This window comes from Streptomyces sp. 2A115, from assembly GCF_052245575.1.
Lineage (GTDB): Bacteria > Actinomycetota > Actinomycetes > Streptomycetales > Streptomycetaceae > Streptomyces.
In genome coordinates, this window is sequence record NZ_JBQQCG010000080.1 from 1 (window position 1) to 14,391 (window position 14,391).

Here is a 14,391-nt window from a genome sequence, read left to right on the forward strand (position 1 = left end):
AAATCCACACACGCGGCGCCGACCACCTCGCCAAGACCTACCCGCGCTTCACCGAGTTCACCGCCCTGCGAGACCGGCTCGACCCGGAACGACGGTTCGGGAACGACTACTTGCGGCGGGTGCTGGGGGACTGAGGGGAAGTTGCTGAAGTGCGGAGATGCGGAATCGCCCGTGTCCGGCTGTCGACTCGGTCGGGCGACGGGGTTGACCGACGGCGCGGTTGACCGATGGCGCGGTTGACCGATGGCGCGGTTGACCGATGGCGCGGTCGACCGACGGCGCGGTGACCGGTTCCGCGGGCTTCAGCCCGGGAGAGGGGTGGGGCGGCCGGCGAGGGTCATGAGGTGTTCGGCCGTCAGCTGGAGGACCTCCCGGCTGCGCTCGCTGTCACGGTCGACCAACCAGAACAGGGTGACCCCGTCCAGTACGGCGTTCAGGTAACGGGCGAGGACGGGAACGGGCGCCGCCCACCGGATGCCGGCGCTCGTTGCGGCCGCCATCAGCAGTTCCTCGTGAACCTCCAGGTACCGGGCGTACTGACGGCGTGCCAACTCCTCGAAGCCCGCCTGGCGCAAGGCGTAGTGGGTGAGCTCGTATCCCACCTGGTGCTCGCCCGGGGCCAGCTCCACGCCCTCCCAGAACACGTCCAGACTCTTGGTGATGCGAGAGCGGAGGTCACCCTCTCCGGCGAACGTCTTCCGCGCCGCGGCGCTACTGCTGTCCGTAATGCGCGTGATGACCTGCTGGAGGAGCTCCTCGCGCGAGTCGAAGCAGTAGTGGAAGACGCCCAGCGGCATACCGGCCTCGTTGACGATGGCGCGCGTCGTGGCCTTCGTGACTCCGTCGCGGACCATCACGCGGATGGCCGCCCCGATCAACGCCTCTCGTCGATCCTTCGCCGCCATGCGGGACATTCGGCTGCCGTTCCTCTAGGTCACCTGCGTTCGCCGCTCCATGCTATCCCGGCGTCTTGGACGATTGACCAAGGTGGCTCGGTGTGCGCGTGGTGCCGTTGGGGAATACCTGACTCGTCAGATACTGTTGTGTCAGTCGAACGGCCCGTAGAAGAGACGGGTCCGTAATCGAAAGGCACCTTCCCATGAAGCTCGTCTACGCCTTCGACGCGTACTGCGGCTGGTCGTACGGGTTCGCGCCGACCCTGGACGAAGTGGTCCGGCGTCATCCCGGCCTGGACGTGGAGGTGGTGTCCGGCGGGCTGTTCACCGGCTCGCGACGCGTGCCGGTCCGGGAGTTCGGGTACGTCCAGGGGGCCAACGCCGAGATCAGTCAGCTGACCGGGGTCACGTTCGGGACCGGTTACGCGCGGTTGATCGCGGACGGCTCGTTCGTGATGGATTCCGAGGCGGCCGCACGGGGTGTGGCCGCGTTGCGGCAGGTCGCGCCCGGCCGCATCGTTGAACTGGCCGCCGCGCTGCAGCACGCGTTCTACGTGGACGGCCTGAGCCTGTCCGACCCGGCCACCTACCGCGCGGTCGCCGAAGCGGCCGGTCTGGACCCGGACGCCGTTGTCGGCGCGTTCGGCGCGCCGGGCTCGGCCGCCGCCGCCAAGGAGGACTTCGCGCGGGCGGCCGGCCTGGGCGTGGACAGCTTCCCCACCCTGCTGGCCGTTCAGGGCGAGCGCACCACAGCCCTGGCCGTCGGACATGCCACCGCCGACCACATCGACCGGCGCCTGGGCGCGTTCACCGCAGTGTTCTGACCGCCGTGTTTCGGGCCGCCGTGTCCTGATCGCCTTCTCCACGCGCCAACCCCATTTCGTCATCGTTTCCCGTCCCCTGGAAGGACTCACCATGAGCACTCTCGACTTCAAGGTCATCGACCTGGACTTCCCTGTCGGCGCCAAGAACAAGACCGCCACCCTGATCACTGGCGAGGAGGAGGCTTTCCTGATCGATGCCGGGTTCACCCGCGCCGACGGCCACCGCCTGGTCGCCGAGATCCTCGACTCCGGCAAGGCGCTCACGAAGGTCTTCATCAGCCACGCCGACCCCGACTTCTACTGGGGCGCCGAGGTGATCGCCGACGCCTTCCCCGAGGCCGAGATCGTCGCCACGCCGCTGGTGATCGAGCACATCGAGGCCGCGTACGAGGGCAAGCTCAAGGCCTGGGAGGCCGTCGGCGCCAACCGCCCCACCCGGCTGGTCGAGATGGCCGAACTGACCGGTGACATCACCTTCGAGGGCCAGGTGTTCCAGCTCAAGGGCGGCCACCCCGGCCTGCCCGACCGCCACTACCTGTGGCAGGCCGAGCACCGGGCGATCGTCGCCGGTGTTCTGCTCTTCCAGAACGAGCACGTCTGGGTCGCCGACACCGCCAAGCCCGAGGACCGCGCCGTGTGGATCGAGCTGCTCGACGAGATGACGGCCCTGGACCCCGCCTTCGCCGTCCCCGGCCACCGGCTGCCCACAACCACCCTCGACGCGAGCCCGATCGCCTACACCCGCGACTACCTCACCGTGTTCGAGGCCGAACTGGGCCGGGCCGAGACCGGCGAGGCGCTGACCAAGGCGCTGGTCGCCCGTTACCCGGAGGCCGGCATGCTCATCGCGGCCCAGCTCGGAGCGAAGGTCGCCAAGGGTGAGATGACCTGGGGCTGAACCGACCCGCCGCACTGGCGCCGCCTCCCTCCCGCACCCCTCCGGAAAGGCCACACCACCCATGACAGAGACGACCGACTTCCACACCTCCACCGCCCCGGCCGACGTGGTGCGGCGCCAGTACCTCGCCTCCGCCCACGGCGACCTCGAAGCCCTGCGGGCCACGCTGGCCGACGACGTGGAATGGACCGAGATGGCGGGCTTCCCGCTGGCCGGCACGTACCGCACCCCCGACGGTGTCACCTCCGCGGTCATGGAACGGCTGGGCAAGGAGTGGGACAACTGGACCGCCCATGACGACACCTACGTCGTCGACGGGGAGAACGTCGTGGTCCTCGCCCGCTACACGGCCACCAACAAGGCCACCGGCAAGGACATCAACGTCCGCGTCGCCCACCACTTCGTCGTCCGCGGCGGCTGCATCGTCCGCTTCGAACAGTTCGTGGACACCGCCAAGGTCCGGGAGGCGATGGCTGCCTGACTCACTTTCACCGCGCGCTCACGGCTTCCGCTTCGGGCGAGTTCCGCGAGCGACTCGGCCAGGCGCACGCGACATTCCGGAAGGGCGGGACCGGAAGGGGGCGGGACGGGAAAGGCGGGAGGGGAACAGACCGTACGGGCTCAGGCTTGCGTCACAACTCGGCCAACTCGCCCATCCCGTACGGCCATTCTCCGATGCGGGCTGACAATCGTACGAGCTGTGGCTCCCCACTAGTAACATGCGCCCCAGGCGTGGCACGGTGGATCACCTCGGCCTGCTTGCCGCGCGGCCGTACGGCGGTGGCGGTGTGCCCTGGTCGGCTCCGCTTTCCTCCAGCCTGAGCTCAGAGGACCGATTGATGTCAGTACCATTAACTTCCCACCCTCCAGCGGTTCCGGCGGCTCGTCGGACATCTCTCGCAGTGCCCCTGACCGCGCTGGTGATCGCCATCGCCGGCGTCGCGGTGGCCGCCGCGGCGCCGGAGGCCGCCAGAGTCTGGGTCGGTGTGACGGCGGCCGTGGCCGGAACGTGCATGGTGATCCTCACGGCGGTGATCGCCTGGATCGTGCGGCGTGATGCCAGACGCCTGGGAGCCGTACGCTCGGAATTCGAACAGCTGAGGGCCCACTCGGCACACGCCAGTACGGACAGCGCCCAGCTCGCGAACGTCACCTTGCCGGCCGTGGCGAGGCATCTCCACGACGGGGCCTCGGTCGACGCCACGCTCGCCGAAGTCCGGTCGCCCGCCGATCCGCAGCTCCGGCAGATCCTGCACGTGTCCGCCACTTCGCTGGCCGCCAGTGAGCAGTGCACCGCCGCCGCGGTGGCGGACAGCACCGCGGCCAGGGAGCAACTGGCGCAGTGGACGGCGGAGGTCGAGGACCTGGTGAGGGACACGCTGCCGGACGCGATGGGGCGGCTGCGCCAGGGATCCTCGGCGGAGACCGTACTGATGGAGGTCACCCAGCCGGTCGACGCTCAGCTCAGGCGGTTGCAAAGGACGATCATCACCGAGTTCGCGACCAGTGAGCGCCGCAGCGCGGCGGCGATGGCGGCCAGCGCGAAGGCCCTGAGCCGGGTACAGGCGACGGCAACCGCCATTCTCGCCGACCTCCGTGAGATGCAGGAACGTCACGGCCAGAGCGAAGAGGTGTTCGGGGACCTGCTCAAGCTCGACCACAGCACCTCGCAACTGGGCCTGCTGGCCGACCGGCTGGCCCTGCTGGTGGGCGGGCGGTCCAGCCGAGCATGGCCCAAACCCATCGTGATGGAGAGCGTCCTGCGCGGCGCGCTGGGCCGGATCGCCGCCTTCCGGCGCGTACGGCTGCATTCGACCAGCACCGCGGCGATCGCCGGGTACGCGGCCGAAGGCGTCATGCACCTGCTGGCCGAGCTCATGGACAACGCCACGAGCTTCTCGCCGCCCATCGACGAGGTGCATGTGTACGCGGAGGAGCGGATCGCGGGCATCGTGGTGACCGTCGAGGGCGGCATGCAGATGTCCGACGGCGCCCTGCGGCGGGCCGAAGAGGTGGTGTCCGGCAAGCACACGGACCTGGCGTCGTTGCAAGGTACCCGGCTGGGCCTGCCGGTCGTCGGCTTCCTGGCCCGCAAGTTCGGCATGACCGTGACCTACCGGCCCTCCTCGCGCGGTGGCACCGGCGTCGTGGTGCTCATCCCGCAGCAACTGCTCGCACAGCAGCGCGGCACCGGTTCCACCGGAGCGGCAGCCTCAGCAGGCCCCGGCCCCGCCGCACCGGTTTCCGCCGCCGTCAGGGCGGTCACCTCCGGGGAGACGGACGCGCACGCGGATCCGGGGGCAGCACCCGAAGTGGCGGACGCGGAGGCCGACCCGGATGGCCCGGCACCAGCGGCGCAGGCGGAGGCGATGGACGAGCTGCCCCAGCGCACTCGCGGCGCGACACTCGCCGCGGCTTCGCGCCGTCAGACTCGCGAGACGCCCCCGGCCGCACCGCCGCGTTCACCCGACGACACCGGCAGCCGTTTCCGCGCCTTCCACCAGGCCGGCCAGGGTCGTTCCGTCGAGGACGGACCAGCTGATCCCGACTCGGCCGCGCAGCCGCCGGCTCCGTAGGTCTCGGGGCTCGGTGAGCCCTCGGGTTCAGTAGCCCTGCGGCTGTGTTCGCTCGGGCTTGTTCGCTGAGCCTTGTTCGCACCCGATATACGCATCGGGCGGGTGCTCGTAGTGGCTCCCTCCCCGCTTCAAGATTGGAGGCGGCCTGGCCGGCCGCTCAGTTCGGCCGGCCAGGCTACGACCACGATGCAGACGACAGATCGCAGCCTGACGTGGCTGCTGGAGAACCTGCTGTCCCGGACCCCGGGCGCCCGGCACGCGCTCGTCCTCTCGAAGGACGGGTTGAAGCTGTGCTGGAGCGAGCGGCTGAGCGCGGACCAGGCCGATCAGCTCTCGGCCATCGCGTCGGGCATGCAGAGCCTGGCCCACGGAGCCTCGCTCGAGTTCGGTGACGGCTCCGGCGGAGTGCGGCAGTCGATGACGGAGTTCTACGGCGGCCTGCTGTTCATCATCGAAGCCGGTGACGGGGCGCACCTGGCCGTGGTCGCGGACGACACCACTGATCCCGGCGTGGTCGGCCACCGTATGAACGAGATGGTGGAACAGCTGGCCGACCACCTCAGTGCCGCGCCTCGGTCGCCGCTGCCGGAGAACCCCGAGTCATGACCCGGCGGCCTGTCGACACAGGTGATCCCGACCGGCTCTACATGGTCACCGGTGGTCGGCATCGGGTGGATGACGACTCGTTCGACCTGGTCACCTTGATCGTCAGCGAGTGCGAGCCGGTTCCCGGCATGCAGTCGGAGCACCTTCACATCCTTCAGCTGTGCCGGCATCCGACCTCGGTGGTGGAGATATCGGCGGAACTGGCCCTGCCGGTGACCGTGGTGAAGATCCTCCTCAGTGACCTCCTCGCGACGCGGAAGATCACCGCCCGTCATCCGCGAGCGGCACCCGCCCGTGCCGAACTGCCCGACTCCGCTCTTCTGAAGCAGGTTCTCGATGGACTGCAAAAGCTCTGACCCCGTCGCCGACTCCGTCCCCGTCGCCGGCTCCGACGCTGTGGCCCGCACTCCGCTGGGACAGGCCGCCGACACGGGGCTGAAGATCGTCGTGGTCGGCGGCTTCGGCGCGGGCAAGACGACGCTGGTGGGCTCGGTCAGCGAGATCCGGCCGCTGAGCACCGAGGAGATCATGACGCAGGCCGGCGTCGGCATCGACGAGCCTCCCAAGACGGGCCGGAAGACCACGACCACCGTGGCGTTCGACTTCGGCCGGATCAGCCTCAACGAACAGATGGTGCTGTATCTCTTCGGCGCCCCCGGCCAGGAACGCTTCTGGTTTCTCTGGGACCGGCTCTTCAGCGGCACACTCGGGGCGGTCGTCCTGGTCGACCCTCGCGCTCTGTCCGACTCCTGGTACGCCATCGACCGGCTGGAACATCACGGCACACCGTTCGTGGTGGCCGTCAACCGATTCGACGACGCCCCCGCGCACCCACTGGACAAGATCCGGAAGGCGCTGTCACTTCCCGACGACATACCGATGATCGACTGCGACGCGCGCCGGCGGCCGTCCAGCAAAGACGTGCTGGTCACTCTCGTCAACCACTTGTACAAGCTGTCCACGGCCCGGGAGCTGACACCATGACCGACCCGCTGACCTCCTCCGCCACGCCCGAGTCCGCCGCCGCGGGCTGCCCCGTTCATCCCGGGGCCGTGCCGCTGGGCGGGCTCGAATACCAGCAGCACCCGGACCGGTTGTATCGCAAACTACGGCAGGAACACGGCTCCGTCGCGCCGGTCCTGCTTGACGGCGGCATCCCGGCCTGGCTGGTGCTGGGCTACTCCGAGATGCACTTCGTCACCAGTCACGACGAGTTGTTCGCGCGGGATTCGCGGCGCTGGAACGCCTGGGATTCCATACCCGCGGACTGGCCGCTGCTGCCGTTCGTCGGGTACCAGCCATCGGTGCTGTTCACCGAGGGGGCGGAACACCACCGGCGGGCGGGTGTGATCAGTGACGCGCTGGAAGGGGTCGACCAGTTCGAGCTGGAGGCGCGCTGCCGCCAGATCGCCGATGTGCTCATCGACCGCTTCGTCGGCAGCGGCGTGGCCGATCTGAAGGGCGATTTCGCCCACCCGCTGGCGATGCGAGCCGCGGTGCAGATGTGCGGCATGCCGGTCTCCGGCACGGACACCGACGAACTCGTCGACGACCTGCGCATGTCCCTGGACGCCGCCGAGGGCGAGGATCCGGTGGCTGCCTACGGCAGGGTCGGGGCGCGGATCCAGCAACTGGTCAAGGACAGGCGGGCACGGCCGGCCGCGGACGTGACCTCCCGAATGCTCACCGATGCGGCCGGGCTGAGCGACGAGGAGATCGTGCAGGACCTGATCTCGGTCATCGCCGCGGCCCAGCAGCCCACCGCGAACTGGATCGGCAACACCCTGCGGCTGCTGCTGACCGACGACCGGTTCGCCCTCGACCTGTCCGGGGGCCGGCTCAGCGTGGGCGAGGCCCTCAACGAAGTGCTGTGGCTGGACACCCCCACGCAGAACTTCATCGGCCGCTGGGCCGTGCGCGACACCCAGCTCGGCGGTCGCCAGATCCGCGAGGGCGACTGCCTGGTCCTGGGGCTCGCCGCGGCCAACACCGATCCGCAGATCTGGCCCGAGGGCCCTGTCGGCGCCGCCGCGAACTCGGCCCACCTGTCCTTCAGCAACGGAGAGCACCGCTGTCCCTACCCCGCTCCGCTACTCGCCGACGTGATCGCCCGTACGGCCATCGACGCGCTCCTCGAGCGCCTGCCGGACATCGTGCTCACCGTCGAGCCGGACGAGCTGACCTGGCGCCCTTCGGTGTGGATGCGGGGGCTGACCTCGCTGCCTGTGCAGTTCACGCCCGCCCCCCTTTCCTCCTCCTGAGGGCCCGCCGATACGGCTGACTGAGGGTCCGCCGATACGGCTGACTGAAGGTTCGCCGATACGGCTAGCCTCCGGCAGGAGTGAACCGCACCGGCAGCCGCCGCGGGCCGCGGGTGAACACGCCCTCCTCGGTGGGCACGACACCGTCATCGAGGCGCAGGTCGGGCATCGCGTCCAGGAGGTGGTTGACGCCTGTCTCGACCTCGGCCCTGGCCAGCAGCGCGCCGACGCAGAAGTGCCGGCCCAGCGCGAAGGCGAGGTGATCGGCGGCCGCGGAGAAGGCGCGGGTCGTCGTCAGGTCGTCGCGGAAGATGTTGAAGGTGTCGGGGTCGGCGTAGTGCTCGGGGTCGCGGTTGGCCGCGCCGATCAGGCAGGTGACGGTGGAGCCGGCCGGAACGGTGCCGCCGCTGAGGGAGACGTCAGCCGCTGTCTGACGCATGATCATGTGGACGGGTGGGGTGTAGCGCAGGGTCTCCGCGAACGCCCGGTCGATCAGGCCGCGGTCCGCGCGTACGGCGGCCAGCTGTTCGGGGTGGGTGAGGAGGTTCGCGAAGATGCTGGCGATGGCCTTGTCCGTGGTCTCGCCACCGGCCGCGAGCAGCAGACTGCAGAACGCCTTGATGTCCTCGTCGCTCATCCGTACGCCGTCGACCTCGGCCGCGCACAGCGACGACAGCAGGTCGTCGCCGAGGTTGTCCCGCCGCTGCCGGATGATCGGGACCATATAGGCGGCGAATTCCTCACGCGTGCGCTCACCGGCGGCCGCGACCTCCGGATCCGCCGACAGATTGCCGAGAAAGGCGATGACCGAGGTGTACCAGCCGTGGAACTTCTCATGGTCGGCCTTGTCCAGGCCCAGCATGTCGGCGATGACGTTGACGGGGAATCGGGTGGCGAACTGACCGACCAACTCGGCCGATCCCGCGTCGCGGAAGGTGTCTATCAGCTCGCGCGCGTTGTGCTCGATGACGGGCAGGAATTTCTCCTGCAGCTCACTGCCCCGGAAGGCGGGCGCCACCAGTGCGCGCCGCACCGCGTGCTCGCGGCCGCTCAGTTGCAGGATCGTCTTGCCGTGCACCGGTTCGATCTGCCAGTCGTAATTGTTGGTGGTGAAGACCGATTCCTTGTCCTTGAAAGCGCGCTCGACGTCCGCATAGCGGGAGATGATGTAACTCTGGGTGGGTTCGTGCCAGATCAGCGGAGCACTTTCGCGCATCACACGGTAGGCCGGGTACGGGTTCGCCGCGAACTCGGGCGAGAGGATGTCGGGCACTTGCTGCGCGGTGGCCATGGGCCTCCCTCATTGAACAACGGACAATCCTGTCAAGGCTATTGAGCGTGACCACCCAGGGCCAGACGGCCGTGCTGATCACGGAAGACCGTGCCGAATCCCGCACGCAATGCCCGCCATGCCCGCCATGCCTGTCATGCCTGTCAGGGACTCCGCCGACGCCGGAGTCCAGGAGGCGAACCGATCTCACACAGGCCTCGTCGTCGAAACTTCAGCCATGGCCCATGCCTGGCCTCGGGAAACACCTCTGCCAGGACCTGGACGAAGCCGAGCGCGCCGTCGCCGACCGCGAAAACAGGGCGTCATTCCGCGCGTCGGCAGCCGCGCAGCAGGTCCGCTCGGGAGCCGGACGACTCGCGGTAGCCGTCGGCCATGGCGATCGGCTCCTTGGTGCCGTGCGTGCGCACGCCCATCAGCACGAGCACGGCTTGGCCTGAGCCAGGCGTATGAGCAGGTGGATGCCGTCCACTCAGACATGGGCACCGACATCGGCATAGATGTAGTCGGTGGCGGACAGGCCACGCTCGCCGAAGGCCTGATGGTCGGCCTGCCACTGCTGGGTCAGCCGGGGGACGGTCGCCGGTGGGAGCCCGGCCGAGCCGCGGGGCAACTGCCCCAGGGCGGGCAGGCAGACCATGCAGGTGGAGCAGCGGCAGCATCTCGCTGATCTTTGGAGGTTTGCGGCATCAGTGCGGCAGGATCACGGGGGAGAACGCGCAGAAAGCCGCATCTACCTGTGGCGATGTGCGACTGGAAGTGAAGAGCTTCCGGGGCGCGGCATTCAGCACGCTGCCACAAAAGGGGCTTTCTGTGGGCCCATGACCTATGTGACCTGTGAAAAAGCGGACAGTGCGGTGCGCCCCCGGCAGGACTCGAACCTGCGGCCAAGCGCTTAGAAGGCGCCTGCTCTATCCACTGAGCTACGGGGGCCGGGTGTGGCGGCCTGTGGTGCTGGTGCCCGGGTGTGGGCGGGTCCGTGACCTTGCCGGGGACAAGGATAGGGCTCCCGGGTCCCTGTCCCTGGTGCTTCTCCTCCGTGGCTCGATGTGGAGGTTCAGTGAAGCGGTCCCGATAATCGCAGGCAGGTGCGAATCGTGCATCGCTTTTGGCGTCTCACGCCCCGGGTGTTGTGCACTCGTTATGCCTGCGCCCCAGTCGTCCCTTCCGTCCCATGTGTCTGATCGGCGCGCAGACATGCTCATATGCTTCAGAAAGCCTCCAAAATTGGGCATTCTTCGCATGTGGTGACCTTGGACGTACGGCCTCAGCTGCTCGACGCACTCTCCGCCCTGCGCGACCGTGTCGCCGCCGCACGCTTCCCGCTGCCCCTGGCGGGGGCTCCACGCGCGCGTGCCAACCGCGACGAACTGCTCGCACAGCTTGACGACTATTTGGTGCCCCGCCTGCGCGAGCCCGAAGCACCGTTGCTCGCCGTGATCGGGGGATCCACCGGAGCCGGCAAGTCGACACTGGTCAACTCCCTTGTGGGGCGCCGGGTCAGCGAGGCCGGTGTGCTCCGGCCCACGACCCGTACTCCGGTGCTCGTGTGCCACCCGGAGGACCATCACTGGTTCAGCGGGATGCGCGTACTGCCAAACCTCACGCGCGTGTGGGTGCCCCAACGAGACGCCGGGGACGATCCTCTGCTGCCGGGTGAGGACGGCACGCGCGTGCTGCGCATCGAGACCGCCGACAACCTGCCGCGCGGGCTCGCCCTCCTCGACGCGCCCGACATCGACTCCCTGGTGGCCGACAACAGGGTGCTCGCCGCCGAAGTCATCTGCGCGGCCGACATCTGGGTCATGGTCACGACGGCCGCCCGGTATGCCGACGCCGTGCCGTGGCATGTGCTGCGCACCGCCAAGGAGCATGACGCCACACTCGTCACCGTCCTCGACCGGGTGCCCCATCAGGTGGTGTCCGAGGTGTCGCGGCAGTACGGCGCGCTGCTCGCCAAGGCCGGCCTCGGCGACGTACCCCGCTTCACCGTGCCCGAGTTGCCCGAGTCCGCCTGGGGCGGAGGGCTGCTTCCGGCCACCGCCGTGGCGCCGCTGCGGGCCTGGCTCACGCAGCAGGCGCAGGATCCGGGGGCCCGGCATCAGGTGATGGCGCGTACGGCGTACGGGGTGCTCGACTCGCTGAAGTCGCGGATGCCCGAGCTGGCCGGCGCGGCGGCCGCGCAGTACGCCGCCGCGCTGCGGCTCACCGCGGCCGTCGACGGGGCGTACGACAGCGAGCACGCGCGCGTACGGGGCCGTTTGCAGGCCGGTGCGGTGCTCGCGGGCGACGCGCTCAAGCGGTGGCGGAGCTACCCGCTGGACTGCACCGCCGGCGAGTTGCTCGACGCGCTCTCCGAGAGCCTGGCCGCGCTCCTGCTGTGCGCAGTCACAGCCGCCGACGAGCGCATCGACGAGGCCTGGCGGCGCGAACCGGCCGCGGGCGCGCCGGGACTGATGGGGCGTGATCCGGCGCTGGAGAGCGCCGAGCATCGAGTCGGGATGGCTGTACGACGCTGGCGGCGGATCCTCGAGGAGTACGCCGAGGAGGAGGTGCGCGGCCTCGAGAAGAGCCTCGCGCCCGACGCCGAGATGGTGGCCGCGCTGGTCGCCACGGCGCTCCTGGGCGGCCGTCGGGCGCGTTCCGCGGGCGAAGGGCTCGCCGAGCGGATCGGTGCCCATCGCGCTCTGCGGCTGCGCGACAAGGGTGGCCGGCTGCTCACCGACTATCTCGACAAGGCGCTGCACGCCGAAAGGGAGCGGCGACTCGCCCCGCTCGACGCACTCGACGTACACCCGGAACCTCAGGCCGAACTCATCGCCGCGCTGTCCGTACTGCAGAAGGAGAGGTGACCGTGGTGACTGCCGTCACGGATCGCACGGATCACGCCGACCACCCAGGAGACGACGAGGAAGGGCGGGAGAACCGTGAGCACGCGCGCGTGGAGGGCGATTCCGCGGCCACACACACATCGACCCCCCAGGAGGAGGGCGACTCCGGGCACGCGCGCGTGGAGACCGGCAAGGACGCCGAGGAGGCTGGACCCACGGACTTCACAGATCCCACAGATCCCACAGATCCCACAGATCCCACGGGTTCCGTCGATCCCAGTCCCAGCCCCACCGGCACCAGCCCCACCGACACCCCCAACCCCGCGGATTCGGCGGACTCCGGGAGCGCCTGGGACGACGGGCTGATCGCTCGGCGCGTGGCCGCCACGGCCGAGGGACACACCAGGCCCGTACCGGAGGCAGTTGTGGAGAGCAGGCCGCCGACCGTGATCCCGCTGGCGTACGACGGGCCGCTACGGTCCCGTCTCGACGCGCTGCGTGAACTGGTGGGGCTCTCTCGCACCCGCCTCGACAGCAGGACGCTCGCCGAGGCGGGACAGGTCCTGGACGAGGCGGCGGCGCGGCGCAGGCTCTCCGGGGAGCACACCGTCGTCGCCATCGCCGGGGCCACCGGCAGTGGCAAGTCGCAGCTCTTCAACGCGCTCGCCGGGGTGGCCATTTCGGAAACCGGAGTACGCAGACCGACCACCGCCGCGCCCATCGCGTGCACCTGGAGCGACGGCGCGGCGAGCCTCATCGACCGGCTCGGCATCCCGGGGCGGCTGCGGCGACGACCGCTGCAGAGCCCGGAAGCCGAGGCGCAGCTGCGCGGGCTCGTCCTGGTGGACCTGCCCGACCACGACTCCGCGGCCGTCCAGCACCGCGAACAGGTGGACCGCGTCCTGGCGCTCGTCGACGCCGTCATCTGGGTCGTCGACCCGGAGAAGTACGCCGACGCGGTGCTGCACGAGCGCTATCTGCGGCCCTTGGCGGGGCACGCGGAGGTCACCTTCGTAGTCCTCAACCAAGTCGACCGGCTGCCCGGGGAGGCGGCCGACCAGGTCCTCGACGACCTGCGGCGGCTGCTCGACGAGGACGGGATCGCGCTCGGCGAGTACGGCGAGCCCGGAGCGACCGTACTCGCGCTGTCCGCGCTCACCGGGGACGGCATCGCTGAACTGCGCGAGGTGCTCGGCCACTTCGTGGCCGAGCGAGGAGCCGCGGCACGCCGGATCTCCGCCGACGTGGACGCGGCCGCGGCGCGGCTGTGGCCCGTCTACGCCAACCGGCGGCAGGCCGGACTCAGCGAGGAGGCGCGCGAAGAGTTCGCCGACCGGCTCGCGGACGCGGTCGGCGCCACGGCCGCCGGCGAGGCGGCGGAACGCGCATGGTGCCGCAACGCCAACCGTGCGTGCGGCACGCCCTGGCTGCGGCTGTGGCGCTGGTGCCAGGATCAGGGCGAACCGCAGAGCGGGCGTCTCGCCTTGCGGGCGCACGCCGACGAGGAGGCCACGGCACGGCAGCGTGTCGAACAGGCGGTGCGTACGGTGGCCGAGCAGGCGTCCGGCGGCCTGCCCGCGCCCTGGGCGCAGGCGGTGCGCGAGGCGGCCGTACGCGGGTCGCAGGGGTTGTCCGAGGCGCTGGACGAGCTGGCGGTACGGGCCGGGACACCGACCGGGCGACCGCCGCGGCCCGGCTGGTGGCCGGTCGCCGTACTCGCGCAGGCGTCCATGACGATCCTCCAAGTCATCGGCGGTCTCTGGCTGTTGGGGCAGGTCATCGGCTTCATGTCGCCGAACCTCGGGGTACCGGCGCTGCTGATGGTGATCGGCATCGTGGGCGGGCCGGGTGTGGAGTGGGCCTGCAAGCTGGCGGTGCGCGGGCCGGCACGGCGGTACGGGCTTGAGGCGGAACGGCGGTTGCGGGCGGCGGCGTCGGGGTGCGGTCGGGCACGGGTTCTCGATCCGTTGGCTGCGGAGTTGCTGCGGTATCGGGAGGTGCGGGAGCAGTACCTGCGGGTTACGGGGGTTGGGGCTTCGGTGAGGTGAGGTGACGTGAAGCTCGGGGCCCTCGTTCGGGTGACGGAGTTGTCCACAACCGGGCGGTAGCCCACAGCGCTCAGCGGGCTCGGGCCGGCGGAGGCAGTCTGAGGACGCGGCGATCACAACGCGGTCGCCGTGACAGACGCAGCCGTGCGGGACGAGCCCGTAC

The 14,391-nt window shown here is 69.9% G+C and carries 13 protein-coding genes, 1 tRNA gene and 1 pseudogene; 11 read left to right on the forward strand and 4 right to left on the reverse strand.

Going from position 1 to position 14,391, the window contains the following annotated elements; translation table 11 throughout:
• A partial coding sequence (locus tag ACTWQR_RS43685) for a D-arabinono-1,4-lactone oxidase (protein ID WP_443232892.1) occupies positions 1–134 on the forward strand: 134 nt, incomplete at its 5' end.
• Between the two features lie 168 nt (positions 135–302).
• Here ACTWQR_RS43685 and ACTWQR_RS43690 read toward each other — a convergent pair.
• The gene (locus tag ACTWQR_RS43690; RefSeq protein ID WP_443232851.1) at positions 303–905 is read right to left on the reverse strand and encodes a TetR/AcrR family transcriptional regulator; all 603 of its coding nucleotides are present in this window, start codon (positions 903–905) and stop codon (positions 303–305) included.
• Positions 906–1,099: 194 nt separating this feature from the next.
• Here ACTWQR_RS43690 and ACTWQR_RS43695 point away from each other — a divergent pair, with 194 nt between their 5' ends.
• From ACTWQR_RS43695 to ACTWQR_RS43730, 8 genes are all read left to right on the forward strand, one after another.
• Entirely contained in the window at positions 1,100–1,720 is a 621-nt protein-coding gene (locus ACTWQR_RS43695; RefSeq protein ID WP_443232852.1) for a DsbA family protein, read from the forward strand.
• Between the two features lie 91 nt (positions 1,721–1,811).
• Positions 1,812–2,618, forward strand: a complete 807-nt coding sequence (locus ACTWQR_RS43700) for an MBL fold metallo-hydrolase (RefSeq protein WP_443232853.1) — start codon at positions 1,812–1,814, stop codon at positions 2,616–2,618.
• A gap of 61 nt (positions 2,619–2,679) precedes the next feature.
• Positions 2,680–3,099, forward strand: a complete 420-nt coding sequence (locus ACTWQR_RS43705; protein WP_443232854.1) for a nuclear transport factor 2 family protein — start codon at positions 2,680–2,682, stop codon at positions 3,097–3,099.
• A gap of 421 nt (positions 3,100–3,520) precedes the next feature.
• Positions 3,521–5,194: an ATP-binding protein gene (locus ACTWQR_RS43710; protein ID WP_443232855.1), complete on the forward strand. Its 1,674-nt coding sequence runs from the start codon at positions 3,521–3,523 to the stop codon at positions 5,192–5,194.
• A 186-nt stretch (positions 5,195–5,380) separates the two neighbouring features.
• Positions 5,381–5,800 (forward strand): roadblock/LC7 domain-containing protein, encoded by a 420-nt coding sequence (locus ACTWQR_RS43715; protein WP_443232856.1) that lies wholly within the window; start codon positions 5,381–5,383, stop codon positions 5,798–5,800.
• Positions 5,797–6,156: a DUF742 domain-containing protein gene (locus ACTWQR_RS43720; protein ID WP_443232857.1), complete on the forward strand. Its 360-nt coding sequence runs from the start codon at positions 5,797–5,799 to the stop codon at positions 6,154–6,156. Before ACTWQR_RS43715 ends, ACTWQR_RS43720 begins: the two co-directional genes overlap by 4 nt.
• On the forward strand, positions 6,137–6,784 hold the full coding sequence (locus ACTWQR_RS43725) for a GTP-binding protein (RefSeq protein WP_443232858.1): 648 nt from the start codon (positions 6,137–6,139) through the stop codon (positions 6,782–6,784). Before ACTWQR_RS43720 ends, ACTWQR_RS43725 begins: the two co-directional genes overlap by 20 nt.
• Positions 6,781–8,061, forward strand: a complete 1,281-nt coding sequence (locus ACTWQR_RS43730) for a cytochrome P450 (protein ID WP_443232859.1) — start codon at positions 6,781–6,783, stop codon at positions 8,059–8,061. The genes ACTWQR_RS43725 and ACTWQR_RS43730 overlap by 4 nt, the downstream gene beginning before the upstream one ends.
• A 64-nt stretch (positions 8,062–8,125) precedes the next feature.
• Here ACTWQR_RS43730 and ACTWQR_RS43735 read toward each other — a convergent pair whose 3' ends face one another.
• The 3 genes and pseudogenes from ACTWQR_RS43735 to ACTWQR_RS43745 all read right to left on the reverse strand — a co-directional run bounded on the left by ACTWQR_RS43735 (position 8,126) and on the right by ACTWQR_RS43745 (position 10,282).
• A complete protein-coding gene (locus tag ACTWQR_RS43735; protein ID WP_443232860.1) occupies positions 8,126–9,352 on the reverse strand; it encodes a cytochrome P450 in 1,227 nt (408 codons plus the stop codon).
• A 227-nt stretch (positions 9,353–9,579) separates the two neighbouring features.
• Positions 9,580–10,035, reverse strand: a pseudogene (locus ACTWQR_RS43740) (transposase); the annotation flags it as partial.
• 174 nt (positions 10,036–10,209) lie between these two features.
• Positions 10,210–10,282 (reverse strand) — tRNA-Arg (locus ACTWQR_RS43745).
• A 311-nt stretch (positions 10,283–10,593) separates the two neighbouring features.
• Here ACTWQR_RS43745 and ACTWQR_RS43750 point away from each other — a divergent pair.
• Together ACTWQR_RS43750 and ACTWQR_RS43755 are read left to right on the forward strand one after the other, a co-directional pair.
• The gene (locus ACTWQR_RS43750; protein ID WP_443232861.1) at positions 10,594–12,201 is read left to right on the forward strand and encodes a dynamin family protein; all 1,608 of its coding nucleotides are present in this window, start codon (positions 10,594–10,596) and stop codon (positions 12,199–12,201) included.
• Between the two features lie 5 nt (positions 12,202–12,206).
• Positions 12,207–14,228: a GTPase gene (locus tag ACTWQR_RS43755; protein ID WP_443232893.1), complete on the forward strand. Its 2,022-nt coding sequence runs from the start codon at positions 12,207–12,209 to the stop codon at positions 14,226–14,228.
• The last annotated feature ends 163 nt before the right edge of the window (positions 14,229–14,391 follow it).